Below are 23738 nucleotides of genomic sequence, written 5' to 3'. Positions count from 1 at the left end.
GGCGTTCGCGGAGCGCGCGAGGGGGTCGGGGCAGGTCAGCGCAGCCGCCCGACGACCGCTTCGGCGACCGCCTTCGCGCTGCCGGGGTTCTGCCCCGTGATCAGCAGGCCGTCCTCGACCACGTACGTGGCGAACGGCTTCTCCGCCGTGCTGTAGGACGCCCCGAGCTGCTTGAGCCGGTCCTGGAGGCTGTAGGGAACCACGTCCGCGCGCCGGGCCAGCTCCTCCTCGGGCCACGAGAAGCCGGTGACGTCCTTGCCCCGCACCAGCGGCTCCCCGCCGCTCAGAGTGACGTCGAGCAGGCCGCACGGCCCGTGGCAGACCGCCGAGACGATCCGGCCGGTTTCGTGGAAGCGGGCGATGAGCGATTCCAGCGCCGCGCTCTGGTGGAAGTCGAACATCACGCCGTGCCCGCCGGTGAGGTAGATCGCGTCGAAGTCCTCGACGTCGACGTCCGCGACCGGCACGGTGTCCGTCAGCTTGTCCATGAACTCGCGGTCGGCGTAGCGCTTGTCGGTGCCCAGGTCGGCGAGGACGTCGTGGGCCAGGCTCTCCGGGTCGAGCGGGACGTGGCCGCCCGCGATACTGGCGATCGTCATCGCGAAGCCGGCCTGTTCGGCGACGTCGTAGAAGTGCGTCAGCTCCCCCAGCCACAAGCCGGTACGGTACCCGGCCTTCTCGTACTCGCCCACGCTCGTGACGATGACCAGGATGCGGTTGGTGCCGGCCATGGCGGCCTCCCTCTCCGAGCTGCCGGTAAGCCGCTGAAGGAGCTGCCGATACCCGCGAGCACCCCGCGAAGGCCAGGCGGCACCCGCGGCTCATTCCACCGTAACCGTGATCATTTACGCCGCAACCCGGCTCCCGCGCCGGGGATTTGGGTCCTGGATCCACCCGTACAACGCCCGAAGGCGGCACCCCCCAGAAGGGGTGCCGCCTTCAGTACGTACTCCGGCGCTATGGCCTGCCGATCCTCGGGAGGATCAGAAGTCCATGTCACCGCCGGGCATGCCACCGCCGGCCGGGGCGGCGGACGCCTTCTCCGGCTTGTCGGCGATGACGGCCTCGGTGGTGAGGAACAGCGCGGCGATGGAGGCGGCGTTCTGCAGCGCGGAACGGGTCACCTTCGCCGGGTCGATGATGCCCTCGGCGATCATGTCGACGTACTCGCCGGTCGCGGCGTTCAGACCGTGGCCGACGGCCAGGTTGCGCACCTTCTCCACGACAACGCCGCCCTCAAGGCCGCCGTTGACGGAGATCTGCTTCAGCGGGGCCTCCAGGGCCAGCTTCACCGCGTTGGCGCCGGTGGCCTCGTCACCCTCAAGCTCCAGCTTCTCGAAGACCGAGGAAGCCTGCAGCAGGGCCACGCCACCGCCGGCGACGATGCCCTCCTCGACGGCCGCCTTCGCGTTGCGAACGGCGTCCTCGATGCGGTGCTTGCGCTCCTTGAGCTCGACCTCGGTCGCGGCACCGGCCTTGATGACCGCAACACCGCCGGCGAGCTTCGCCAGGCGCTCCTGCAGCTTCTCGCGGTCGTAGTCGCTGTCCGAGTTCTCGATCTCGGCGCGGATCTGGTTCACGCGGCCCTGGACCTGGTCGCTGTCGCCGGCACCGTCGACGATGGTGGTCTCGTCCTTGGTGATGACGACCTTGCGGGCGCGGCCCAGCAGGTCGAGACCGGCGTTCTCCAGCTTGAGGCCGACCTCCTCGGAGATGACGGTGCCACCGGTGAGGATGGCGATGTCGCCGAGCATGGCCTTGCGGCGGTCACCGAAGCCCGGGGCCTTGACGGCGACGGACTTGAAGGTGCCACGGATCTTGTTGACGACCAGGGTCGACAGGGCCTCGCCCTCGACGTCCTCGGCGATGATCAGCAGCGCCTTGCCGGACTGCATGACCTTCTCCAGGAGCGGCAGCAGGTCCTTGACGTTGCCGATCTTGGAGTTGACGATCAGGATGTACGGGTCGTCGAGCGACGCCTCCATACGCTCCATGTCGGTGGCGAAGTACGCCGAGATGTAGCCCTTGTCGAAGCGCATACCCTCGGTGAGTTCCAGCTCCAGACCGAAGGTCTGGGACTCCTCGACGGTGATGACGCCTTCCTTGCCGACCTTGTCCATGGCCTCGGCGATCAGCTCGCCGATCTGGGTGTCAGCGGCGGAGATGGAGGCGGTCGAAGCGATCTGCTCCTTGGTCTCCACGTCCTTGGCCTGCTCCAGCAGAGCGGCGGAGACGGCCTCGACGGCCTTCTCGATGCCGCGCTTGAGCGCCATCGGGTTGGCGCCGGCGGCGACGTTGCGCAGGCCCTCCTTGACGAGCGCCTGGGCCAGGACGGTCGCGGTCGTCGTGCCGTCACCGGCGACGTCGTCCGTCTTCTTCGCGACCTCCTTGACCAGCTCGGCGCCGATCTTCTCGTACGGGTCCTCCAGCTCGATCTCCTTGGCGATGGACACACCATCGTTGGTGATCGTGGGGGCGCCCCACTTCTTCTCAAGGACGACGTTGCGGCCCTTGGGGCCGAGGGTGACCTTGACGGCGTCGGCGAGCTGGTTCATACCGCGCTCAAGGCCGCGCCGCGCCTCCTCGTCGAACGCGATGATCTTGGCCATGTGAAGTGGTCCTCCCAGGACGAAGGGGGCACCTCCCGCGCCCGAAGGCGTGGAGGCGGATTTCTCCGGACCGCGCTGGCGCCCGCGACGGACGGACCACACACCGGACGGTTCCTTCCCGTCCTGCCTGCGGACCTCGCCGACGGTCCAAAACTGTCACTCTCACCCGGAGAGTGCTAACGCCAATGATTAGCACTCGACCCCCTGGAGTGCAAGCGCCTTCGACGAAGGCTCCTTGAGGGGAGGCGGTCGGGTGACGGGTGGGAGCAAGCGCCTGTGGACCACGTCAGGCTTACGCCCCGCCCCGGAGCACCCCGGGCACGACAGGAGGCCCGCACCCCCGAAGGGATGCGGGCCTCCTTCATGCTGCAGTCGGTCGGCGCCTCAGCCGGCCGCCACCCGGACCATGTCCGCCTGCGGCCCTTTCTGGCCCTGCGAGATCTCGAACTCGACCCGCTGGCCCTCCTCAAGGGTGCGGTAACCGTCCATCTGGATCGCGCTGTAGTGGACGAAAACATCCGCACCACCGTCGACCGCGATGAAGCCGTACCCCTTCTCCGCGTTGAACCACTTGACGGTGCCCTGAGCCATGCCTAACTCCCCTATTACTGGCCCTTGCACAGGACCGCACTCCGCGGACCCGGGTCAGACCTCACCCCGCGAATGGCCCGTGGGGTGTGCGCCGGAACGCGTCGACCGCCGCTGAATGTATCTGCACCGATGCCCAGCGCAACAGGTCAATCGGACGAGAATTCTGACGCCGCCGGAAGGGGCGATATGCCCTGAACTCCCCATATTCCCGGGCAAGTCGGGCCGGGCATAGCGCACTTAAGCCGCAAATGCTGCACACACTTTGCGCACAACTCACCGCGATCTCATGGGCGTCGAACCGCTTGCGGTGGGGGCATGGAAGGGGATCAGCGAAATGGTATCGCGTTTTGCAGGACCCTTTCACAACTCGGAATGGCCCCGTCCGCTTATCCGCGGACGGGGCCATTCCAGTCAATCAAGGGAAAGGATGGCGCGAATTGAACGGCGCACTCCTTCCGAGAGGGGCAGCGCCCCTCGGACGGTCAGCAGCCTCCCGCCACCGCCGGAATGATCGAGATGCCCGCACCGTCCGGCGTAGGCGTCTGAAGGCCCTGCTCGAAGCGCACGTCGTCGTCGTTGACGTACACGTTCACGAAGCGGCGCAGCTTGCCCGCGTCGTCCAGCACACGGGCCGCGATGCCCTGGTGGTTCTTCTCCAGGTCGCCGATCACCTCGGAGAGGGTCGCGCCCTCGGCCGCGACCTCGGCCTGGCCACCGGTGTACGTGCGGAGGATGGTGGGGATGCGGACCTTGACGCTCATGGGTTCTGCCTTCCAACGGCTACGGAATACGACTGCGGGTTCGGGGGCCGCCGGGCGAGCGGCGGCGGGCGGGACGGGTCAGCCGGCCAGACCGGCCGAGCGGAACGCGTCCAGGCTCGGGCGGATGGTGGCCGTGGGGCCCGTGGTCGGGGCGACGGCGTCAAGCGTCTTGAGGCCGTCACCGGTGTTCAGGACGACGGTGGTCAGGGACGGGTCGAGCAGACCCTCATCGATGAGCTTCTTGGTCACGCCGACGGTCACGCCGCCCGCGGTCTCCGCGAAGATCCCTTCCGTCCGGGCCAGCAGCTTGATCGCGTCCACGACCTGCTCGTCGTTCACATCCTCCACCGCACCGCCGGTACGGCGCGCGATGTCCAGGACGTAGGGACCGTCGGCCGGGTTGCCGATCGCCAGCGACTTGGCGATGGTGTCCGGCTTCTGCGGGCGCACCACGTCGTGACCGGCCTTGAACGCCGTCGAGACCGGCGAGCAGCCCTCCGCCTGGGCGCCGAAGATCTTGTAGGGCCGGTCCTCGACGAGGCCGAGGGCGATCAGCTCCTTCAGCCCCTTGTCGATCTTCGTCAGCTGCGATCCGGACGCGATCGGAATGACGATCTGGTCCGGCAGCCGCCACCCCAGCTGCTCGCAGATCTCGTACGCGAGTGTCTTGGAGCCCTCGCCGTAGTACGGACGGAGGTTGACGTTGACGAAGCCCCAGCCCTCGCCGAGCGGGTCGCCGATCAGCTCGCTGCAGAAGCGGTTGACGTCGTCGTAATTACCCTCGATGCCGACCAGGTCGCCGCCGTAGACCGCGGCCATGACGACCTTGCCCGCCTCCAGGTCGTGCGGGATGAAGACGCAGGACTTGAAGCCGGCCCGGCGCGCCGCCGCGCCCACCGCGCCGGCGAGATTGCCGGTCGAGGAGCAGGACAGGGTGGTGAAGCCGAAGGCGCGGGCGGCTTCCACGGCGATGGCGACGACCCGGTCCTTGAAGGAGTGCGTCGGGTTGCCTGAGTCGTCCTTGACGTACAGGCCGCCGGTGACACCCAGCTCACGGGCGAGGTTGTCGGCCTTGACGAGCTTGGTGAAGCCGGGGTTGAGGTTCGGCTTCTCGGCCACGTCCTCGGGGACGGGCAGCAGCGGCGCATAGCGCCAGATGTTGTCGGGACCGGCCTCGATCCGCTTCCGCAGCCCCTCGGGGTCGCCACTCGGCAGGTCGTACGCCACTTCGAGCGGCCCGAAACAGGTCGCACAGGCGAAGATCGGGCCGAGGTCGAAACGCTCGCCGCATTCGCGGCAGGAGAGCGCGACGGCAGGACCCAGAGCGACGGAGGGAGCGTTTTCGGTGACTTCAGTAGCTTGCACAGCCATGGAGGGAGGCCCTTTCTCCTCATCTTCCTCGGGGCGCATCTCGCCACGAGACGGATTTGGCACCTTCCCTAGCCGGGAGCCTCACGCGCGCGGGACGTTCACGTCCTGGCGGCAAGACCGGCTGGAGGGTTGCCGGGGCTTCAACGGGCCGTATCCCTCTGCCCCTCTGGATGAGCGGTATGGCACTGGGCACAATCCCAGGCGTTTGTGGTGCGGAGACCCCGGCATGCGACGGTCGTCCGCGTTGTTCAAGACTGTAACCGAAGGCCCTGACGGTTGAGATAGTCGTCCGAACCGCGAGATGGATCACATGCGCCGCTGATACGGCGCGCACCGAGGAGTCGAAGACGTGCTGGAAGAGGTGGAGCGCTGGCTTGAGCACCGCTCCTGGTCCGCTGCCGACCGCCCGCTCGGGCAACTGCTCGACGCCAAGCGGCAGACCGGCAGGACGGTCAGCGTGGTGCTGCCCGCACTCGACGAGGAGGCCACGGTCGGCACCATCGCCGCGGCCATCCGCGCCGCCCTGATGACGCCCGATGTGCCCCTCGTCGACGAGTTGGTGGTGCTGGACTCCGGCTCCACCGACCGCACCGCCGAGGTCGCGGCGGCGGCCGGGGCGCGCGTCGTGCACCGTGACACCGTCCTGCCCCGGCTGCCCGCGCTCCCCGGCAAGGGCGAGGTGCTCTGGCGCTCGCTGCTGGCGACCCGCGGCGACATCGTCTGCTTCGTCGACGCCGACCTGCGCGCCTTCTCGCCGGACTTCGTCTCCGGCATCGTCGGCCCGCTGCTGACCGATCCGGACATTCAGTTCGTGAAGGCGATGTACGACCGGCCGCTGGAGACCGGCGGCGCGCCCGGCTCCGGTGCCGGGCAGGGCGGCCGGGTCACCGAACTGGTGGCGCGCCCCCTCCTCAACCTCCACTGGCCGCAACTGGCCGGCTTCGTGCAGCCCCTGGGCGGCGAGTACGCGGCCCGCCGCTCGCTGCTGGAGCGCCTGCCGTTCCCGGTGGGCTACGGCGTCGAGCTCGGCCTCCTGGTCGACGCCCTGCACACCGTCGGCCTGGACGCGCTCGCCCAGGTGGACGTCGGCGTCCGCAAGCACCGCCACCAGGACGGCCAGGCACTCGGCCGGATGGCGGCTGCCATCTACCGCACCGCCCAACTCCGGCTGGCCCGCGGGCACTTGGTGCGGCCCCGGCTCACCCAGTTCGACCGCGGCGAATCCGGTTTCGTGCCCCGCACCACCGACGTGGACACCGAGGAACGGCCCCCGATGGCCGAAATACCGGAGTACGCGGAACGCCGGGCGGCCTGAAGGCGGGCGGGCGGCACTCCGTCCGTCTACTCTCGCCGCATGGTCTCCGCACGCAAGCCTGCCGAGGTGCTCGTCGCCTCCAATCGCGGTCCGGTCTCCTACACCCGGGCGGCTGACGGCGCGCTGACCGCCAAGCGCGGCGGCGGCGGTCTCGTCTCGGGCCTGTCGGCCATCGGCCCCGACACCGACGCGGTCTGGGTGTGCGCCGCGCTCGGCGACGGCGACCGCGCGGCCGTCCGGCGCACCGGCGGCGATCTCGACCCGGACGACACCGGTGGACAGCGCGTCCGGATGCTGGACATCCCCGCTGAGGTGCACGCCGCCGCCTACAACGGCATCGCCAATTCCGTCCTGTGGTTCGTCCACCACATGCTCTACCAGACGCCCCTGGAACCCGCCTTCGATACGGACTTCCGTACGCAGTGGGCGGCCTACGAGGCGTACAACGCGGCCTTCGCCGACGCGCTCGCCGAGGCCGCCGCACCGGGCGCCGCGGTCCTCATCCAGGACTACCACCTGGCGCTGGCCCCAGGGATGCTCCGCGCACTCCGCCCCGACCTGCGGATCGCGCACTTCTCCCACACGCCGTGGGCACCCGCCGAGTACTTCGCGATGCTGCCCGACGACATCCAGCGGCAGCTGCTGCGCGGCATGCTCGGCGCGGACCGCACCAACTTCCTGACCCACCGCTGGGCACGGGCGTTCCGCAGCTGCTGCCGGGCGGCGCTCGGCCCGGAGGGCGAGATCGCCGAGGCCCGCATCGGCGTGTACGGCCTGGGCGCCGACGCCGGGTTCCTGCACGAGCGTGCGCACCGTCCCGACGTCGGCGAACGGCTCGTGGCGCTGCGCGCCCAGGTGGACGGCGAGCGCGGCGGCGCCCCGGCCCGCAGGACCATCGTCCGCGTCGACCGCACCGAACTCTCCAAGAACATCGTGCGCGGCCTGCACGCCTACCGCAGGCTGCTCGCCGACCACCCCGAATGGCGCGAGCGCGTGGTCCACATCGCCTTCGCCTACCCCTCCCGCCAGGACCTGGCCGTCTACCGCGACTACACCGCCGAGGTGCAGCGGGTCGCCGAAGCGGTCAACGCCGAGTACGGCACGCCCGGTTGGCGGCCCGTCGTGCTGCACGTCAAGGACGACTTCGCCCGCTCGCTCGCCGCCTACAGGATCGCCGACGTGGCCCTGGTCAACCCGATCCGGGACGGCATGAACCTCGTCGCCAAGGAGATCCCGGTGGTCTCCGACACGGGCTGCGCCCTGGTCCTCTCCCGCGAGGCGGGCGCCCACGAGGAGCTGGGCGATGACGCCCTGACGGTCAACCCGTACGACATCAACGCCACCGCCGACGCCCTCCACGCGGCCCTGTCGATGCCGGACGCCGAACGCGCCGCCCGCACCGAACGCCTGGCCGCAGCCGCCACCGCGCTGCCGCCCGCCCGCTGGTTCCTGGCGCAACTGGAGGAGCTGAGGGCGCTGGAGGGCCGGTCCTGCTGACCGCCCGGCACCCGCTCCGCCACCGTCGCGGGGCCGGGTCTAGCGTGTGATCCGTGACGGGTACAACGATTGCGGCCGGCCTCCCGGAACTCACCGCGGGACGGCTGGCCGACAGCTGGCAGCTCGATCCGTACGCCCTGGCGCTGGTGCTCGTGCTGGGCGGTCTCTACGCCTGCGGTCTGGTGCGGCTCGCGCGGCGGGGCGAACGGTGGCCGCTCGCGCGGACCGCGGCGTTCGCGGGGATCGGGCTCGGCGGCATCGTGGTGGCGACCATGTCGGGGCTCGCGGTCTACGACCACGAGCTGTTCTGGCCTGCCGCCGTGCAGAACGTCGTGCTCGACCTGATCGCGCCGCTCGGCCTGGCGCTCGGCGACCCGCTGGCCCTCGCGCTGCGGGCGCTGCCCGACGAGCGGCCGGCCGCCCGGTGGCTGCGCGCGCGGCTGACCGGCCGTGCCCTGCGCCTGCTGACCTTCCCGCTGGTCAGCACGGTGCTGGTGCTCGCGTCCGAGCTGGCGGTCTACTTCACGCCGTACTTCCCGACGGCACTGCGGCACGGCCCGCTGCACGAGCTGATGTACCTGCAACTCCTGGTCGTCGGCAGCCTTTTCGTGCTGCCGATGCTCACCCGCGAGGCGCTGCTGCCGTCGTGGTGCAGCCATCCGGTGCGGGCGCTGCTGGTGCTGGTCGACGGGCTGGTCGACGCGGTGCCCGGCATCGTTGTGATGACCAGCAGCACCATGATCGCGGGCGGCTGGTACGCCTCGCAGCACCGGCCCTGGGATCCGAGCCCGGAGCGCGACCAGATGATCGGCGGCGGGCTGATGCTGACCATCGCCGAGGTCGTCGGACTGCCGTTCCTGATCGCGGTGTTCGCGGAGTGGGTACGGTCCGAGCGTGCCCGTACGAAGGCGCTGGACGCCCGGCTGGACCGCGAGCTGGCACCTGCGGGCGGGACGGCCACTGCCGTGGGGACCGGCGCTGCGGGCGGGTCCGGCGCGCCGCAGCCTGAGCTGACCCGGCCGTGGTGGGAGACCGATCAGGGGATGGTGGGCGAGCGCTTCAGGCGGCACGGCAGGGGCGGCTGACCCGGGTGTTGCCGCGGGGGGGACGACTGTCGGCCCGCCGCCGTCCTCAGGTGGCCGCGAGCCGGTCCGCGAGCCCCTCGATCAGCGCCACCACGCCATCGGGCCCGTCGACCACCAGGTCCGCGCGGGCGGCCAGTTCGGCGACCTCGGCGCTGCCGCTGCACACCAGGAGGCCGGTGAGGCCGTCGGCGCGGAGGCGTTCGACGGCGTCGAAGGCGGCGAGGTCGCCGAGGTCGTCGCCCGCGTAGAGGACCGTGCGGGCGCCGCTCTCGCGGACCCAGTCGGTGAGGGCGACGCCCTTGTCCATGCCCGGCGGGCGCAGTTCCAGGACGAGGCGGCCCGGTTCGACGATCAGGCCGTGGCGGGCGGCGAGCGCGGACAGCGGCTCGCGCAGCCGGTCGAAGACGCCCTGCGGGTCGGGGGCGCGGCGGGTGTGCACGGCGAGGGCGCGACCGCCCTTGGTCTCGATCGCGGTCTCGGTCCAGGGGCCGTGCCAGACGCCGGAAGCGGCCAGCACGCCGGGGAGTTCGGCTGCCACGGCGGCGACGGCGGGCGGCGGCGGGGGCGCGTGGACGGTGTTGCTCGCGGCTTCCCAGCGCTCGGCGCCGTAGTGGCCGAGTACGACGAGGTGGTCGAGGCCCGGGGCGCCCGTGACGCCGGACAGGCGGACCGCGACCTCGGCCGGGCGGCCGGTGATCACAGCGGCGGCGCGCAGCCGCGGGACGAGGCGGCCGAGCGCCGCGGTGGCGCCGGGGTGCGCGCGGGCCTGTTCCGGGTCGGGGACGATGGCGGCGAGCGTGCCGTCGAAGTCGAGGGCGATCACGGCGCGTTGCGGCTCGGCGAGCAGCGCGGCGAGACCGGCCCGGCCTGCTGCGGTGCGCGGCTCGGGGAGGGCGCGGGGGCCGGGGCCCTGCGGGGCGGGTTCCTGCGGCTGTGGTGCGGCGTTCGGGGAGCTGCCCATGGCGCCGAGCCTACCGGTGGGGCGGTGTGACGCGAGGGGTGTGCGCCGCCCCGGAGCGGCCCTGAGCCCGGTACGTCAGCGCCGGGTGCGGCGGGCGGCGCGCACCCGGCGGAGGCGGTTGACGGTGACCGGGTCGTGCTCCAGCGCGCGCACGTCGTCCAACAGTGCGTTCAGGAGCTGGTAGTAGCGGGTCGGCGAGAGGCCGAGCCGCTCGCGGATGTAACGGTCCTTGGGACCGCGCGACGGCCAGGAGCGGCGCTCCGTGGCGAGCACCGCCGCGTCCCGCGCCGAGAGCCCGCCCGCTCCGCCGTCGCCGTCCGCGCCGCCGTCCGCCTCGGGGGTGCCCCCCTCCGCGCCGCCTCCCGCACCGCTCGTCATCACGCTTCCGCACCACCCGTCGTCACGTTTCCACGATAAGCCCACGGTCCGACAGCGCCGGAGGCCCGCCGCCCGGAGCGGAGGCGGCGGCGGTCACTCGCTGGTGTTGTCGGTGGTGTCCGCGGCGTTCTGCAGTTCGGTGAGCACGCTCTTGGGGTCGCCCTTGGGGCCGACCGCGGCGCCCATCTTCGCCTTGACGGACTTGGAGACCATCGGCCAGGAGATCTTGTTCGCGGGGTAGAACTGGGCGTCGCGGAGCTGCTTGAGGAAGCTGTGCAGCGTGCTGAACTTGTCGTCGGCCGCCATCTTCTGGGATGCCGTGGTGGTGACCGGCAGCAGCCCGTAGTCGTGCGAGAACTTCAGGACGTTGCCGTCGCTGTAGACGAAGTCGAGGAACTTGCCGGCTTCCTTGCGGTGGCCGTTCTGCTTGAACGCCATCATCCAGTCGGCGACACCCATGGTCGCCTTGGCCTTGCCGTTGACACCCGGCAGGTCGGCGGTGCCGTAGTCGATGCCCTTGGCCGCGGCCTGCTTCATCAGGGTCGGGTGGCCGTTGAGCATGGCGGCGTCGCCGTCGGCGAACGCCTGGAAGGCTTCCTCGCGGTTGAGGCCGGCCGGGTCGCCGCCGGTCAGGCCCTTGCCGACGAGGTTCTGCTGCAGCCACTCGAAGGTCTTGACGTTCTCCGGCGAGTTGATCGTGTACTTGCCGATCTGGTCGGTGTAGCTGCCGCCACCGCTGAGCATCCAGATCATGGTCTCGGCCTGGGTCTCCTCCGGGCCGAGCGGCAGCGCGTAGGGCATCTTGACGCCGTGCGCCTTCAGCAGCTCGGCGTCGTCGGCGATGTCGTCCCAGCTCTGCGGGGCTTCGGTGATGCCGGCATCGGCGAAGAGCTTCTTGTTGTAGAAGAGGCGGCGGGTGCTGGCGCCGAACGGCATGCCGTACTGGATCCGGTGGTACTCGCCTGCCTCCGCGAGCGCGGGGGTGAAGGCGGCCTGGGTCGGGATGGAGAGCAACTGGTCGGCGCTGTAGAGCTGGTCCTTGGCGGCGTAGTCGGCGTACGCGCCGATCTGGGCGAGGTCGGGGGCGTGGCCGTCCTTGACGAGGCCGGCGACCTTCTTGTCGACCTCGGTCCAGCTGTAGACGTCGACGTCGACCTTGATGCCGGGGTTCTTCTTCTCGAAGGCGTCGGTCACTTCGTCCCAGTAGTGCTGGGAGCTGGTGGCCTTGCCGTCGCCGTAGTCCGCCGCGATCAGCTTGAGGGTGACGTTGTCGTCGCCGCCCGGACCCCCGTCACAGGCGGTCAGGGTCAGAGTCATGGCGGTGGCGAGTCCCGCCGCCGCCAAGGTCACGTACCGCCGCTGCACTGCTGTTACCGCCCTTTGTCCCGAATGATGTGTAAGTACCCGGTTTGCCGTACGGCTTCAGGGATCGCCCTCCACCGGCATGGGCAGCGAGTCTCCCCGCATACCGACACAAGGTCTACACCACCTCCCGAATTACTGGGGTATCGCCCCAGGGAGGCGCAGGTCACAGCAGTTTTGCGTCAAAAAAATCATGGGGTTGCACCAAGGATAAATTCTGGTGAACGACAGGCGGTACGGCGAGTGGACTAGACCTTTCATGGCGGATCGCGCGAAACTGTTCCCGTGAAACACGTCATCGCCCTTGATGTGGGCGGCACCGGAATGAAGGCCGCCCTCGCGGGAGCGGACGGCACCCTCCTCTACGAAGCACGCCGCCCCACCGGCCGCGAACGCGGTCCCGAAGCCGTCGTCGACGCCATCCTCGGCTTCGCCGCCGAACTGCGGGACATCGGCAGGGCCAGGTTCGGCAGCACCGCAGCCGCCGCGGGAGTCGCCGTCCCCGGCATCGTCGACGAGGGCGCGGGAATCGCCGTCTACTCCGCCAACCTCGGCTGGCAGGACGTCCCGATGCGGAAGCTGCTGTCCGAACGCCTCGGCGGCGTGCCCGTCGCCCTGGGCCAGGACGTCCGCACCGGCGGCCTCGCCGAAGGCCGCATCGGCGCGGGCCAGGGCGCCGGACGCTTCCTGTTCGTCCCGCTGGGCACCGGCATCGCGGGCGCCATCGGCATCGAGGGCCGCATCGAAGCCGGCGCGCACGGCAGCGCGGGCGAGATCGGCCACATCGTCGTACGGCCCGGCGGCCGGCCCTGCGGCTGCGGCCAGCGCGGCTGCCTTGAGGTGCTGGCCTCCGCCGCGGCCGTCGGCCGCGACTGGGCCGCGGCCTGCGGCGACCCGCAGGCGGGCGCGGCGGACGCCGCCAAGGCCGTGGCATCGGGCGACCCGCGCGCCGCAGCCGTCTGGCAGGACGCCGTGGACGCGCTCGCCGACGGCCTGGTCACCGGACTCACCCTGCTCGACCCGCAGACGCTGATCATCGGCGGCGGCCTCGCCGAGGCGGGCGACACGCTCTTCGTGCCGCTGCGCGAAGCGGTCCGCCGGCGCGTGACCTTCCAGCGCCTCCCCTCGATCGTTCCGGCGGCACTCGGGGACGCCGCCGGCTGCCTGGGCGCAGGACTGCTCGCCTGGGATCTTCTCTCCACGGAGGTATCGGCCTGATGGCACAGCAACAATCCGCGGGGCGGCCCGGCGGCCTGCGCACCACCCTGGCCGGCGCCCGCATCGCCCGGCCTTCCGGCGTCGTCGACGGCGGCCGGATCACCGTCGAAGGCGACCGCATCGCCGACGTGGCCGGCCGCGAAGGCGACCCCGGCACGGCCGGCACCGTCGTCGACCTGACGGGCCATCTGATCGTCCCCGGCTTCGTCGACGTGCACGTCCACGGCGGAGGCGGCGGCTCCTTCTCGTCCGCCGACCCGGAGGAGTGCCTGACCGTCGCCGCCACCCACCGCAGGCACGGCACCACATCGATGGTCGCGTCGACCGTCACCGGCGACCTCGACGAACTGGGCAGGCAGGCCGCGGTACTCGCCGAACTCGTCCAGCAGGGCGACCTGGCCGGCATCCACTTCGAAGGCCCCTTCATCTCCCCGCACCGCTGCGGCGCGCACCAGCCCGAGCTGCTGCGCGACCCCGACCCGGCCGACGTGCGCAAGCTCGTCGACGCCGCCCGCGGCACCGCCCGGATGATGACCATCGCCCCCGAACTGCCCGGCGGCCTGGAATCCGTACGGCTGCTCGCCGACGCCGGAGTGATCGCCGCCGTCGGCCACACCGACTCCACGTACGACGCCACCCGCGACGCCATCGACGCGGGCGCCACCGTCGCCACCCACCTCTTCAACGCCATGCCCGCCCTGGGACACCGCGCGCCGGGACCTGTCCTCGCCCTCCTGGAGGACGAGCGGGTCACCGTCGAGCTGATCAACGACGGCACCCATCTGCACCCCGCCATCCTGGAGATGGCCTTCCGCGACGCGGGCGCCGGACGCGTCGCGTTCATCACCGACGCCATGGGCGCGGCCGGCATGACCGACGGCATGTACCCGCTCGGGCCGATGCGGGTCGAGGTCAAGGACGGCGTCGCCCGGATCAGCGAAGGCCCCACGGCCGGCTCCATCGCCGGCTCCACCCTCACCCTCGACCGCGCCTTCCGCCGCGCTGTCACCGTCGACCGGCTCCCCGTCGAACACGCCGTACAGGCCCTCTCCGCCAACCCGGCCCGCCTCCTGGGCATCGACGACCGCACCGGCTCCCTGGAAGCGGGCAAGGACGCCGACCTGGTGGTCCTGGACGCCGCCTACGAAGTGGTCGGCGTGATGCGCCGCGGCGCCTGGGTGGTCCGCCCGGCCGGCATCTGACGGACCGTGAGGCAGCGGGCCGAACCGCCGTTCAGCGGACGGCGGTCGGCCCGGGTCTGGGCCAACCGCCGTCCGCGATGGCATGATCTCTCGCGCACTTGTCCGTACGCTGCCGCCGAGCGCGGTTGCCAGACCAGCGGCCGTCCGCCCGACGGCCGTCCGGCCAACCACTGCCCGGCCGGCGGCTGCCCCATCGGCACAGCCGTCCGAGCACGGCGCGGGAGGGGGAATCATGATCCTCACGGTCACGCTGAACGCCGCCCTGGACGTCACCTACCGGGTACCGCAGCTGCGCCCGCACACCACGCACCGCGTCACCGAAGTCGTCGAACGCCCCGGCGGCAAGGGCCTGAACGTCGCCCGGGTGCTCACCGCGCTCGGCCACCGCACCGTCGCCACCGGATTCGCCGGCGGCGGCACCGGCGACGCACTGCGCACCCTGCTCGCCCAGGAGACCGACGTCACCGACGCGCTGGTACCCGTCGGCGGCACCACCCGCCGCACCATCGCCGTCGTCGACGCCGCATCGGGCGACACCACCCAGCTCAACGAACCGGGCCCGACCGTCTCCCCCGCCGAATGGAACGCCTTCCTCGGCACCTACCGCGAACTCCTGGGCGACGCACGGGCGGTGGCGCTCTGCGGCAGCCTGCCTCCCGGCGTACCGGTCGACGTCTACGCCCGGCTGACCCGCGCCGCACGCGGCGCCGGCGTCCCCGTCCTCCTGGACACCAGCGGCGAACCGCTGCGCCGCGGCCTCGCCGCCCGCCCCGACCTCGCCAAGCCCAACGCCGACGAACTCGCCGCCCTCACCGGCTCCACCGAACCGCTGCGCGCCGCCCGCGACACCCGCCGCCGCGGCGCGCACGCCGTGGTCGCGTCCCTGGGCGCCGACGGCATGCTCGCGGTCACGTCGGACGGCACCTGGCAGGCCGCCCCGCCCCGGCGCATCGCGGGCAACCCCACGGGCGCCGGCGACTCGGCGGTGGCCGGCCTGCTGTCCGGACTGGTCGAAGGGCTCCCCTGGCCCGACCGGCTCACCCGCGCGGTGGCCCTGTCGGCCGCGACCGTACGCGCACCGGCCGCCGGGGAGTTCGACGCGGCGACCTACGAAGAGCTGCTGCCGCGCGTGGAAGTGACGGACCATCCGGTTCCGGCCGCATGATGCGGCGGCCCCGGGCGGCTGCTAGAGCTTCTTCTCCAGCCAGATCTGATCGAGATTCACATTGCACTTATTGCCGTCCTCGCAGGACAGCATGACGGTGTTCCCGCTCTTCTTGTCCAGGTCGACGCGCGCCCAGGTCTTGGTCCACCTGTCCCAGGAACCCTTCTCGGCGTTCGCGAAGTTGCCCATGCTGATGGGCCGCGTCTGCGCCTTGCCGTTGACCGTCACCGTGAGGTTCTCGTCCTCGCCCGGCACGTTGTAGCCGACCCACATCTTGTAGGCGCCGGGCTCGGGGACGTCCAGCGTCCAGGTCGCGGACGCGCCCTGGGCGTTCATGCCCGCGACGTACGTGCCGCCCGCCGAGCGCGCACCCGGAAGGTCCTTCGCCGTGGTCGCGCCGCCCTGGAGCTTGAGGCTGCCCGCGTCGTCCTTGGGAAGCGGGGCGTCGCTGGGCTTGCCGGACGGCTTGTCGCTCGGCTTGACGCTCTCGCCCGCCGTCGGCTCCTTCTTGCCCGCCTGGTCGTCGGTGCTGTCACCCTTGTTGTTGGTGATCATCGCGACGCTGATGCCTATGCACACCACCGCGACCACCGCGACGGCACCGATCAGCAGGCCCTTGTGGCTGCGCCGCGGTTCCTGCTCCTGGAGCGGTCGGCCGGACTGGGGGCGGTCGCCGCCGCCCGGCAGCGTCTCCGGAGCGGCGTAGTTGGCGTGCGGACGGCCGTACGCGGGCTGCTGGGGGGCCTGTTGCTGGCCGCCGTACTGCCGCTCGCCGACCGCGCGCACCTGGTTGTAGGAGGTCCGCGGAACTCCCGGCTGCCGCGCCGTCCCACCGTCGCCCGCCGCTCCCGCGCCGCCCTCGCCGCCTTCCGAGCGGTAGAGATAGCCGAACGGGTCGTCGTTCTCCGGCGTGTCCGCGCCATTGTTGCCGGCCGTCATTCCGTGTCACTCCCCAGCGATATGTACCGCGTCCGTACGCATGCGCAGAGGTCTGCGCGAACTGTCTTTCAGGCCCCCGACGGCGCCGCGCCGCATCGGCGCAGCCTACCTCTTCGACGCCGGCCCCCGCCGGGTCCGTCCAGCCACAAGATCACTACGGATCGGTGAACGACCGGTGTGAGGAGGAGCGATACCGCGGGTGTGAGATACGCGGCAACGGGGCCCGCTCCAGGGCCGGTCCCGTCAGCCTGCCGCCCGCTCAGCCCGCCGCCCGCCGGTTCGCCTTCGACCGGGAGCGCTTCTCGACGTACATCCGCTGGTCCGCCGAGGCCAGGACCTCTTCGGCCGTCATCCCGCAGCTCGCCCAGCTGATCCCGAAGCTGGCGCCGACCCGCACCGCGCGGCCGTCCACCCGGATCGGCGGGATGATCCCGTTCCGCAGCCGTACCGCGAGGTCCTGGGCGTCGGCGGTGCCCAGACCGTCGGCCAGCACCACGAATTCGTCGCCGCCGAGCCGGGCGACCGTATCGCCGTCCCGCACCCCGCTGGTCAGCCGCCTGGCGACCTCGATCAGCACCGCGTCGCCCGTGTGGTGCCCGAACCTGTCGTTGATCGACTTGAAGCCGTCGAGGTCGCAGAAGAGGACCGCGAGACCCTTGGAACCGTCGTCGGCGGGGCCGTCCCCCGGCGCGATGGTGTGCACGTGATGGTCGTACGGCAGCGCACCGCCCACCGACCGCTCCATGCCTTCGAGGCCGTCGAACGCCTCGTCGTCGGCGCGGAAGCCGTGCGGATCCGACGGGTCGGCGAAGACGGTGGCGGAGACCGCGTACGCGTCGGCGGGCGAGCCCGGCGGGCAGCCGCACAGCCGGGCACCGAGCCTGGCCCGCAGCTCGGCGCTGTTGGGCAGGCCGGTCAGCGAATCGTGGCTGGCACGGTGCGCGAGCTGGAGTTCGTGCCGCTTGCGGTCCTCGATGTCCTCGACGTGCGTGAGCAGGAACCGCGGCCCGTCGGCGGTGTCGGCGACGACGGAGTTGCGCAGCGAGACCCACACGTACGTGCTGTCCCTGCGGGCCAGCCGCAGCTCGGCCCTGCCGCCCTCGGCCGAGGTGCGCAGCAGGGTGCCGATGTCCTCGGGGTGCACGAGGTCGGAGAAGGAGTAGCGGCGCATCGCGGACGCCGGGCGGCCCAGCAGCCGGCACAGCGCGTCGTTGGTCCGCAGCAGCCTGCCGTGCTGGTCACCGCCCATCTCGGCCACGGCCATCCCGCTCGGCGCGTACTCGAACGCCTGCCGGAAGCTCTCCTCGCTGGCCCGCAGCGCCTGCTGTTCGCGCTCCAGGCGGACCAGAGCCCGCTGCATGTTCGCCCGCAGCCGGGCGTTGCTGATCGCGATGGCGGACTGGAAGGCGTACATCTGGAGCGCTTCCTGGCCCCAGGCACCGGGGCGGCGGCCGTTGCGCGGCCGGTCGACGGAGATCACTCCGAGGAGTTCGCCGCTGCCGTTGGCCGCGGCGTACATGGGCGCGAAGAGCCGGTCCATCGGATGCCACTCGTCGACGAAGCGGGGCGCGGGCCCCGCGGTGTGCCACTGCGGTACGTCGTCGTCGTCCAGCACCCAGCCCTCGGTGTGCGGGATGAAGCACAGCTCGCCCCACCGCTCGCCCATGGCCAGCCGGCGCTCCCAGGAGGCGCGCGAGCCGACCCGCCCGGCCATCAGCGCCTCGGCGCCCGCGCTGCCGGCCACCGCGGCGACGACGAGGTCGCCGTCGGGGCGGACGAGGTTGACCGCGGCCAGCTCGAAGCCGAGCCCCGTGGTCGCCCCGTCGGCGACGGTCTGCAAGGTGTCCGCCAGGCTACGTGCGGTATTCAGCTCGGCGACCACTTGGTGCAGCTGCCGCAGGGTCGCAAGACGGACGTACGGCTCCGACTCGGCCTCCATCGCTCGCTCTCCCCGAGACCTCGACAGCAACTCCAGAGATTCTTTGTCGTCCGATTCCACGGCCACTGAATCACAGTGAGCTGCCCACTCGGTACACAGGGTCAACAATTACCGTGCGCTGTGACTCAAGTCACAGAATGTGAAGTGTAGTTGACGACCACCCCGGGAACCCCGGCGTTGACATTCCTGCACTTCCTGAAAGCAAATTCCGGCGCCCGCCAACTCAGCCGTCAGACCTAGGACACGAGTGGTCCCCCGGTCCGATGCGCCCTCAGGGCGGATGAGGTTAGCGTTCATGGCGTGTTCACGAAAAGCCCCGCCGCCGCACCCGCCGGCGCCCCCGTCGTCACCCCCGCATCCGTACCGGACGGCGCGCTGATCCCCCATTCTGATGGGGTGAGTGACGACGAGTTCCGAGCCGCCCTGTCCCGCCTCGCCGCCGGGGTGGTACTGATCACCGCGCACGCCGCGGACGAAGGACCGCACGGCGAGGACGTCGGCATGACCGCCACCGCGTTCGTCTCCGTGTCATTGGACCCACCATTGGTGATGGTGAGCGTTCGCAACGACTCCCGGATGGACGACCTCTTGGCGCAACAGCCGCTATGGGCCGTTTCGGTCCTGTCGGAGAGTCAACGGCAGATTGCCGGGCGATTCGCCATGAAGGGCCGCATCAGCGACCGACTGCTCTTTGCCGACCTTCCCCACGTACGGGGCGAAGCGTCCGGCGCACCGCTCATCGGCGGCGCGCTCGCCACCCTGGAGTGCCGCACCGAACAGCGGGTGGTGGCCGGCGACCACACCCTCGTCATCGGCCGCGTCCTGACGGCGTCGGTGCCGGGCGACGACACCGGGCCGCTCACGCACTTCCGCGGAAAATACCGTCATTTGGGGTGAGTTGACGGGGGGCGGGCAGGTGACTGCGACCCCTCAGCCCCAGTCGCGGCCCGAGCGACCGCGCTTGGTGTCGCCGCGCTGCTTCTTCTCGCGCAGCCGGCGTTCGTTGATGCCCCGCGGAATCCGCGACTTGCGGCGCGGCTTGGGCGGCGGCGCGGTCGCCTGCGCCAGCAGCGCGGTGAGCCGGACCGCCGCGGTCTCGCGGTTACGCCACTGGGAGCGGTGGTCGGACGCCCGTACGGACAGCACGCCGTCGACGAGCCGGGCGGCCAGCCGCTCCAGGGCGCGCTCCTTCCACACCTCGGGCAGCGCCTGCGTCCTGCCGAGGTCGAAGCGCAGCTCGACCTGACTGTCGCTGGTGTTGACGTGCTGGCCGCCCGGACCCGAGGAGCGCGAGAAGCGCCACATCAGCTCGGCCTCCGGCAGGACGACCGAACCGCGGATGACATAGGGACCGGACATGTGTCCCATGTTCCCGTGTTTCCCGGCGCCGGTCACCCGCTTTTCGTCGGCGCGCGACCGCCCCGCCATCAGGATTCGGCAAAGAAAGTAAAGCGAGCTGGAACCTCGTGGTCCCCTGAGGGCGTTGAGAGGGAAGACGGTAGCTTCGTCAGTTCAGTACGAAGCCCGACGGTTCGACGATTCGACGAAGAAGGGGACATCCCATGGCTGTAAGCCTGTCCAAGGGCGGCAACGTCTCGCTCACCAAGGAGGCCCCGGGCCTGACCGCCGTCACGGTCGGCCTCGGCTGGGACGTCCGCACCACCACCGGCACGGACTTCGACCTCGACGCGAGCGCCATCGCGGTCAACCCGAGCGGCAAGGTCTACTCCGACCAGCACTTCGTCTTCTTCAACAACAAGGTGACGCCGGACCAGTCCATCGAGCACACCGGCGACAACGTCACCGGCCAGGGCGAGGGCGACGACGAGCAGATCAAGGTCAACCTCGCGGGCCTGCCTGCCGACGTCGACAAGATCGTCTTCCCGGTCTCGATCTACGACGCCGAGAACCGCAGCCAGAACTTCGGCCAGGTGCGGAACGCCTTCATCCGCATCGTCAACCAGGCCGGCGGCGCCGAGATCGCCCGTTACGACCTCAGCGAGGACGCGGCGACCGAGACCGCCATGGTCTTCGGCGAGCTGTACCGCAACGGCGCCGAGTGGAAGTTCCGCGCCGTGGGCCAGGGTTACGCCTCCGGCCTGGTCGGCATCGCCCAGGACTTCGGCGTCAACGTCTGACCGTGCCGACGCACTGAGCCGAGGCGCTGAGCCGACACGCTGAGCCGACGCGCTGACAAGCCGACCGAGGCCGCCCGACCCCACCACGCGCGGGGCGGGCGGCCTCGGGGGTTCCGGGGGCAGAGCGGGCGGCTCGGAGGTTCCGAGGGCAGCCGCCTCGCAGCCGCCTCGCGCGTTCCGGAAGGGGCAGCCGCCTCGTCCGTTCCGGCCTCCCGGGCGCCCGCGCCCGTTCCCCCGCGGCGCCACGCCGCTCCCGCCCTCGTGACACCATCGACAATGTGATCGACCTCGGCTACTCCCTCTCCCGCCGCTTTCCGGATCCTCCGCAGACGGACTACCGGACGGCGGACGTGCGCACCCTGCGTCACGACCTCTTCTGCGGCGATGTCTACATCGCCGACACCAAGGAGGACCGCGAGGTGTCCACCGCCTGGGGGTGGGTGCCGGTCCTCGACTTCGCCTGGGCGCTGTGCGACATCGTCGAGCAGCTCGACACCGACCCGCGGGGCAGCCGCTCCTCCCGGCCGGTCCACGCCGAGCTGGACTTCACCGAGTCATCCGACCGGCTGCTCTTCGAGCGTCGCTTCGGCTGGGTCGACGTGGCCGCCGACTGGATGCCCGCGGACGAGCCGCCGCTCACCTTCAACCACGGCGCGCTGCGCCGCGAGGCCCGCGACTTCCTCCACGACCTGATCGCCGACCTCGCCGACATGCACGACGGACTGGACGACAACCCGGCCGTATGGGCCCTCCAGGCCCGCTTCCCCCGCGTCTGACCGGCCGATCCGACAAGGCCGACAAGGCCACCCAGACCTCTCGGACCGGCCGGGCCGCCCCGACCGCCCGGCACGCCCCCCTCACTCCACCCGCACCCCCACCTGCGCCGCGAACGCCGGTGCCAGGTCCATCAGTTGGGTGGTGCTGATCACCGCGCCCGACAGGCTCTCGATGCCTCGTGCGATGTCCAGTTCGGCCGCGCCCCGCAGGTCGACGTCCTTCATCCGCACCCCGCTGAAGTCCGCCCGCGCGACCGTGCAGCCGTCGAACGTCACCCGCTCCATCTCGGCGCCCGAGAAGTCCGCCTCGACCAGCACGCACCCCTCGAAGACGACGTCCCGCAGCTTCGCCTTGCGCAGGTTCGGGAAGTCGATCTTCCCGCCCCGCACCAGGACCCGTTCCAGCACCGCGCCGTGCAGCTGTATCCCGCCCAGCCGGGCGTCCGTCAGCTCCACATCGCGCAGCGACGCCTGCGACAGGTCCGTACCGACGCCGCGCACCCCGCTCAGCACGCTGTCGATGACGCGCGCCCGGCTCAGCACCGTCTCGTCGAGCGCGCACCGCCGCACCGCGCAGTCCATGAACCGTGCGCCCCGCGCCGACTGCCCCGCCCAGTCGGCTTCGGTGAACTCCAGCCCGTCGTAGTCCCCTTCGGGCTCCAGCTCCGCGCCGTCGTGCGGCGCCAGCTCGGGCAGCCGCACCTCCGCCCGCCGTACCGCCCGCGCCGTCCCCTTGCCCCGCGCCGCCACGGCGCTCACCGCCTTCCGCCTCGCCTGTACGTCCGTACGCCGCCCCGACCGCCCGTCCACGACGAGCGGGCACGGGGCTCGGGCACACGCGGTACGTACGTCCTGTTCCCGCCTGCACACCCATCGTGAACCACCCCACTGACAATTCCCGCCCGTGATCCCCATCCACGCCCCTGACCTGCGGCGATACGGCACCGCTGCACACCCAGCCCGGCCCGCGAACCCCCGCCGGGCGTCCGCATGTCACATCCGGCCCCGCCCTCCCGTCCAATCCGGCACAGGCACGTACCGCACGCACCGGACGCGCAGCGCATCCAGCGCGCCCAGGACACATCGCGACGGAGGAACCCCATGGCACGCACGGCCGACCCCGCAGGCACCGGACACCCCGCGCCCCGTCCCGCCCCCGCCCGCCTCACCGTCATCGGCGGCGGCTTCGCCGGGCTGACCGCCGCCATCTCCGCGGCCGAGGCAGGCGCCGACGTCACCCTGTACGAGGCGCACCGCACCCTCGGCGGACGCGCCCGTACCGCCGACGCGCCCTACCGCACCAACGAAGGTCCGCACGCCCTCTACAGCCGCGGCCCGCACTGGGCCTGGCTCGCCCAGCGGGGGCTGACCGGGCCGCTCGCCCCGCTGCCGCTGCGCGAAGGCGCCCGGCTGCGCTTCTTCCACGGCGGTGCCCTGCGGCGCACTCCGCCGCTCGGCATCCTGCGGCTCCGCACCCGGCGCGACGCCCCCGTGGACCAGGACTTCCACACCTGGGCTGCCGGGCAGGCCGGAGAACGGACGGCCCGCGCCGCGGCCCACTACGCAGGCGTCACGACCTTCCACCACGACCCCGGCAGCCTGTCCGCCGCTTTCGTCCAGGAGCGGCTGCGCCGCACCACCACTCTCGTGCCCGAAGCGCGCTACATCCGGGGCGGCTGGAGCGAGCTGACCGCCCGGATGGCCGGCCACGCCCGTGGCCTCGGCGTACGCATCGAGACCGGCGCACGCGTCGGCACGCTGCCCGAGTCAGGCCCCGTCATCGTCGCCACCCAGCTCGAATCCGCCCGCGCCCTCCTCAAGGACGACGGGCTCACCTGGAGCAGCGCCCGCACCGCGCTGATCGACGTCGCCGTGCGGACCGGGCGCGGCGACGCGTTCCTGGTGTCCGGGCTCGACTTCCCTGGCTGGGTCGAGCGGTTCACCACCCAGGATCCGGGGCTGGCTCCCCGTGGTGAGCAGTTGCTTCAGGGGCAGGTCGGTATCGGGCCAGGCGAGCAGCGTGCCGACGGGATCCGCCGCGCCGAGCGCCTCCTGGACGCCGGATTCCCCGGCTGGCGCGCCCGCACCACCTGGCGGCGCGACTCCCTGGCCACCGGCCGTACGGGTGCGGTGGATCTGCCGGGCACCACCTGGCGGGACCGTCCCGCCATCGACCGCGGCCACGGCGTCTATCTGGCGGGCGACCAGGTCGCGGCGCCCGGTGTGCTGTGCGAGGTGTCCTTCAGCAGCGCCATCGAGGCGGTCTCGCTCGCGCTCGCCTCCGCCCCAGCGATACGGAACACGGCGGGGCCGCGCCGCACTTGAGGCGCCGGCGGGCCATGCCGCTGAGGCGACAACGGGGCCAACGGGGCCAACGGGGCCAACGGGGCCACGCTCCCGGACGGCCGTGGAACCCACACGTGGACGGGGA

General features: G+C 71.5%; 22 protein-coding genes and 1 riboswitch. Of the genes, 10 read left to right on the top strand and 12 right to left on the bottom strand.

Features of this window, described 5'->3' with window-relative positions; all coding sequences use genetic code 11:
- Positions 1-35 precede the first annotated feature (35 nt).
- The 5 genes from ACGFNI_RS30890 to thrC form a co-directional block, all read right to left on the bottom strand.
- Complete coding sequence (locus ACGFNI_RS30890) at positions 36-731, bottom strand: type 1 glutamine amidotransferase domain-containing protein (protein ID WP_393688245.1); 696 nt, start codon at positions 729-731, stop codon at positions 36-38.
- A gap of 252 nt (positions 732-983) precedes the next feature.
- Positions 984-2609, bottom strand: coding sequence for a chaperonin GroEL (gene groL / locus ACGFNI_RS30885; RefSeq protein WP_227046769.1), 1626 nt, complete (start codon positions 2607-2609; stop codon positions 984-986).
- Between the two features lie 384 nt (positions 2610-2993).
- Complete coding sequence (locus ACGFNI_RS30880) at positions 2994-3200, bottom strand: cold-shock protein (protein WP_030576453.1); 207 nt, start codon at positions 3198-3200, stop codon at positions 2994-2996.
- A 482-nt stretch (positions 3201-3682) separates the two neighbouring features.
- Entirely contained in the window at positions 3683-3961 is a 279-nt protein-coding gene (locus tag ACGFNI_RS30875; protein WP_227046770.1) for a MoaD/ThiS family protein, read from the bottom strand.
- Between the two features lie 78 nt (positions 3962-4039).
- A complete protein-coding gene (thrC, locus tag ACGFNI_RS30870; RefSeq protein ID WP_393688242.1) occupies positions 4040-5332 on the bottom strand; it encodes a threonine synthase in 1293 nt (430 codons plus the stop codon).
- Positions 5333-5348: 16 nt separating this feature from the next.
- A riboswitch (SAM riboswitch) is annotated at positions 5349-5509 on the bottom strand.
- A 172-nt stretch (positions 5510-5681) separates the two neighbouring features.
- Between thrC and ACGFNI_RS30865 the strand changes: the two genes are divergently transcribed.
- The 3 genes from ACGFNI_RS30865 to ACGFNI_RS30855 are packed head-to-tail and all read left to right on the top strand — an operon-like array spanning position 5682 to position 9229.
- Positions 5682-6647, top strand: a complete 966-nt coding sequence (locus ACGFNI_RS30865) for a glucosyl-3-phosphoglycerate synthase (protein ID WP_393688240.1) — start codon at positions 5682-5684, stop codon at positions 6645-6647.
- 39 nt (positions 6648-6686) lie between these two features.
- Positions 6687-8144, top strand: a complete 1458-nt coding sequence (locus ACGFNI_RS30860) for a trehalose-6-phosphate synthase (RefSeq protein WP_393688238.1) — start codon at positions 6687-6689, stop codon at positions 8142-8144.
- 53 nt (positions 8145-8197) lie between these two features.
- Positions 8198-9229, top strand: coding sequence for a cytochrome c oxidase assembly protein (locus ACGFNI_RS30855; protein WP_393688236.1), 1032 nt, complete (start codon positions 8198-8200; stop codon positions 9227-9229).
- Between the two features lie 46 nt (positions 9230-9275).
- Here ACGFNI_RS30855 and otsB read toward each other — a convergent pair whose 3' ends face one another.
- The 3 genes from otsB to ACGFNI_RS30840 form a co-directional block, all read right to left on the bottom strand.
- A complete protein-coding gene (gene otsB, locus ACGFNI_RS30850) occupies positions 9276-10190 on the bottom strand; it encodes a trehalose-phosphatase (RefSeq protein ID WP_393688234.1) in 915 nt (304 codons plus the stop codon).
- Between the two features lie 75 nt (positions 10191-10265).
- Complete coding sequence (locus ACGFNI_RS30845) at positions 10266-10568, bottom strand: DUF3263 domain-containing protein (protein ID WP_393688232.1); 303 nt, start codon at positions 10566-10568, stop codon at positions 10266-10268.
- Positions 10569-10661: 93 nt separating this feature from the next.
- The gene (locus ACGFNI_RS30840) at positions 10662-11885 is read right to left on the bottom strand and encodes an extracellular solute-binding protein (RefSeq protein WP_393688230.1); all 1224 of its coding nucleotides are present in this window, start codon (positions 11883-11885) and stop codon (positions 10662-10664) included.
- Positions 11886-12215: 330 nt separating this feature from the next.
- On the opposite strand from ACGFNI_RS30840, the gene ACGFNI_RS30835 reads away from it, so the two are divergent.
- The 3 genes from ACGFNI_RS30835 to ACGFNI_RS30825 all read left to right on the top strand — a co-directional run bounded on the left by ACGFNI_RS30835 (position 12216) and on the right by ACGFNI_RS30825 (position 15515).
- Positions 12216-13148, top strand: coding sequence for an ROK family protein (locus ACGFNI_RS30835; RefSeq protein ID WP_393688228.1), 933 nt, complete (start codon positions 12216-12218; stop codon positions 13146-13148).
- Complete coding sequence (gene nagA, locus ACGFNI_RS30830) at positions 13148-14350, top strand: N-acetylglucosamine-6-phosphate deacetylase (protein WP_393688226.1); 1203 nt, start codon at positions 13148-13150, stop codon at positions 14348-14350. The genes ACGFNI_RS30835 and nagA overlap by 1 nt, the downstream gene beginning before the upstream one ends.
- Before the next feature lie 232 nt (positions 14351-14582).
- Positions 14583-15515: a 1-phosphofructokinase family hexose kinase gene (locus ACGFNI_RS30825; RefSeq protein ID WP_393688224.1), complete on the top strand. Its 933-nt coding sequence runs from the start codon at positions 14583-14585 to the stop codon at positions 15513-15515.
- Between the two features lie 21 nt (positions 15516-15536).
- On the opposite strand, the gene ACGFNI_RS30820 is transcribed toward ACGFNI_RS30825, so the two are convergent.
- Both ACGFNI_RS30820 and cdgB read right to left on the bottom strand, forming a co-directional pair.
- Entirely contained in the window at positions 15537-16454 is a 918-nt protein-coding gene (locus ACGFNI_RS30820) for a carbohydrate-binding protein (RefSeq protein ID WP_393688222.1), read from the bottom strand.
- A gap of 259 nt (positions 16455-16713) precedes the next feature.
- On the bottom strand, positions 16714-18393 hold the full coding sequence (gene cdgB, locus ACGFNI_RS30815; protein ID WP_393688220.1) for a diguanylate cyclase CdgB: 1680 nt from the start codon (positions 18391-18393) through the stop codon (positions 16714-16716).
- 300 nt (positions 18394-18693) lie between these two features.
- Between cdgB and ACGFNI_RS30810 the strand changes: the two genes are divergently transcribed.
- On the top strand, positions 18694-19290 hold the full coding sequence (locus ACGFNI_RS30810; RefSeq protein ID WP_393688218.1) for a flavin reductase family protein: 597 nt from the start codon (positions 18694-18696) through the stop codon (positions 19288-19290).
- 33 nt (positions 19291-19323) lie between these two features.
- On the opposite strand, the gene arfB is transcribed toward ACGFNI_RS30810, so the two are convergent.
- Positions 19324-19752 (bottom strand): alternative ribosome rescue aminoacyl-tRNA hydrolase ArfB, encoded by a 429-nt coding sequence (arfB, locus tag ACGFNI_RS30805; RefSeq protein ID WP_393688216.1) that lies wholly within the window; start codon positions 19750-19752, stop codon positions 19324-19326.
- 203 nt (positions 19753-19955) lie between these two features.
- Here arfB and ACGFNI_RS30800 point away from each other — a divergent pair, with 203 nt between their 5' ends.
- Both ACGFNI_RS30800 and ACGFNI_RS30795 read left to right on the top strand, forming a co-directional pair.
- Positions 19956-20531, top strand: a complete 576-nt coding sequence (locus ACGFNI_RS30800) for a TerD family protein (protein ID WP_393688214.1) — start codon at positions 19956-19958, stop codon at positions 20529-20531.
- Positions 20532-20809: 278 nt separating this feature from the next.
- Positions 20810-21307, top strand: coding sequence for a hypothetical protein (locus tag ACGFNI_RS30795; RefSeq protein ID WP_393688212.1), 498 nt, complete (start codon positions 20810-20812; stop codon positions 21305-21307).
- Positions 21308-21388: 81 nt separating this feature from the next.
- Here the strand turns inward: ACGFNI_RS30795 and ACGFNI_RS30790 are convergent, their stop codons facing one another.
- Complete coding sequence (locus tag ACGFNI_RS30790; RefSeq protein ID WP_393688210.1) at positions 21389-22066, bottom strand: pentapeptide repeat-containing protein; 678 nt, start codon at positions 22064-22066, stop codon at positions 21389-21391.
- A 342-nt stretch (positions 22067-22408) separates the two neighbouring features.
- Between ACGFNI_RS30790 and ACGFNI_RS30785 the strand changes: the two genes are divergently transcribed.
- Positions 22409-23632, top strand: coding sequence for an NAD(P)-binding protein (locus ACGFNI_RS30785; protein WP_393688208.1), 1224 nt, complete (start codon positions 22409-22411; stop codon positions 23630-23632).
- Positions 23633-23738: the final 106 nt, after the last annotated feature.

Origin of the sequence: Streptomyces sp. NPDC048644, assembly GCF_043199105.1 — a bacterium.
In the GTDB taxonomy this organism is placed as follows: Bacteria; Actinomycetota; Actinomycetes; order Streptomycetales; family Streptomycetaceae; genus Streptomyces.
The sequence above is the reverse complement of the archived record's forward strand: the minus strand, read 5'-3'. Positions and strand labels throughout refer to the sequence as shown.

Bases quoted from the DNA above. Each gene is read 5' to 3' on its own strand.
- ACGFNI_RS30890 (WP_393688245.1), bottom strand. From the start codon at position 731: ATGGCCGGCACCAACCGCATCCTGGTCATCGTCACGAGCGTGGGCGAG.
- groL (WP_227046769.1), bottom strand. From the start codon at position 2,609: ATGGCCAAGATCATCGCGTTCGACGAGGAGGCGCGGCGCGGCCTTGAG.
- ACGFNI_RS30880 (WP_030576453.1), bottom strand. From the start codon at position 3,200: ATGGCTCAGGGCACCGTCAAGTGGTTCAACGCGGAGAAGGGGTACGGC.
- ACGFNI_RS30875 (WP_227046770.1), bottom strand. From the start codon at position 3,961: ATGAGCGTCAAGGTCCGCATCCCCACCATCCTCCGCACGTACACCGGT.
- thrC (WP_393688242.1), bottom strand. From the start codon at position 5,332: ATGGCTGTGCAAGCTACTGAAGTCACCGAAAACGCTCCCTCCGTCGCT.
- ACGFNI_RS30860 (WP_393688238.1), top strand. From the start codon at position 6,687: ATGGTCTCCGCACGCAAGCCTGCCGAGGTGCTCGTCGCCTCCAATCGC.
- otsB (WP_393688234.1), bottom strand. From the start codon at position 10,190: ATGGGCAGCTCCCCGAACGCCGCACCACAGCCGCAGGAACCCGCCCCG.
- ACGFNI_RS30845 (WP_393688232.1), bottom strand. From the start codon at position 10,568: ATGACGAGCGGTGCGGGAGGCGGCGCGGAGGGGGGCACCCCCGAGGCG.
- ACGFNI_RS30840 (WP_393688230.1), bottom strand. From the start codon at position 11,885: ATGACTCTGACCCTGACCGCCTGTGACGGGGGTCCGGGCGGCGACGAC.
- nagA (WP_393688226.1), top strand. From the start codon at position 13,148: ATGGCACAGCAACAATCCGCGGGGCGGCCCGGCGGCCTGCGCACCACC.
- ACGFNI_RS30825 (WP_393688224.1), top strand. From the start codon at position 14,583: ATGATCCTCACGGTCACGCTGAACGCCGCCCTGGACGTCACCTACCGG.
- ACGFNI_RS30820 (WP_393688222.1), bottom strand. From the start codon at position 16,454: ATGACGGCCGGCAACAATGGCGCGGACACGCCGGAGAACGACGACCCG.
- cdgB (WP_393688220.1), bottom strand. From the start codon at position 18,393: ATGGAGGCCGAGTCGGAGCCGTACGTCCGTCTTGCGACCCTGCGGCAG.
- arfB (WP_393688216.1), bottom strand. From the start codon at position 19,752: ATGTCCGGTCCCTATGTCATCCGCGGTTCGGTCGTCCTGCCGGAGGCC.
- ACGFNI_RS30800 (WP_393688214.1), top strand. From the start codon at position 19,956: ATGGCTGTAAGCCTGTCCAAGGGCGGCAACGTCTCGCTCACCAAGGAG.
- ACGFNI_RS30785 (WP_393688208.1), top strand. From the start codon at position 22,409: ATGGCACGCACGGCCGACCCCGCAGGCACCGGACACCCCGCGCCCCGT.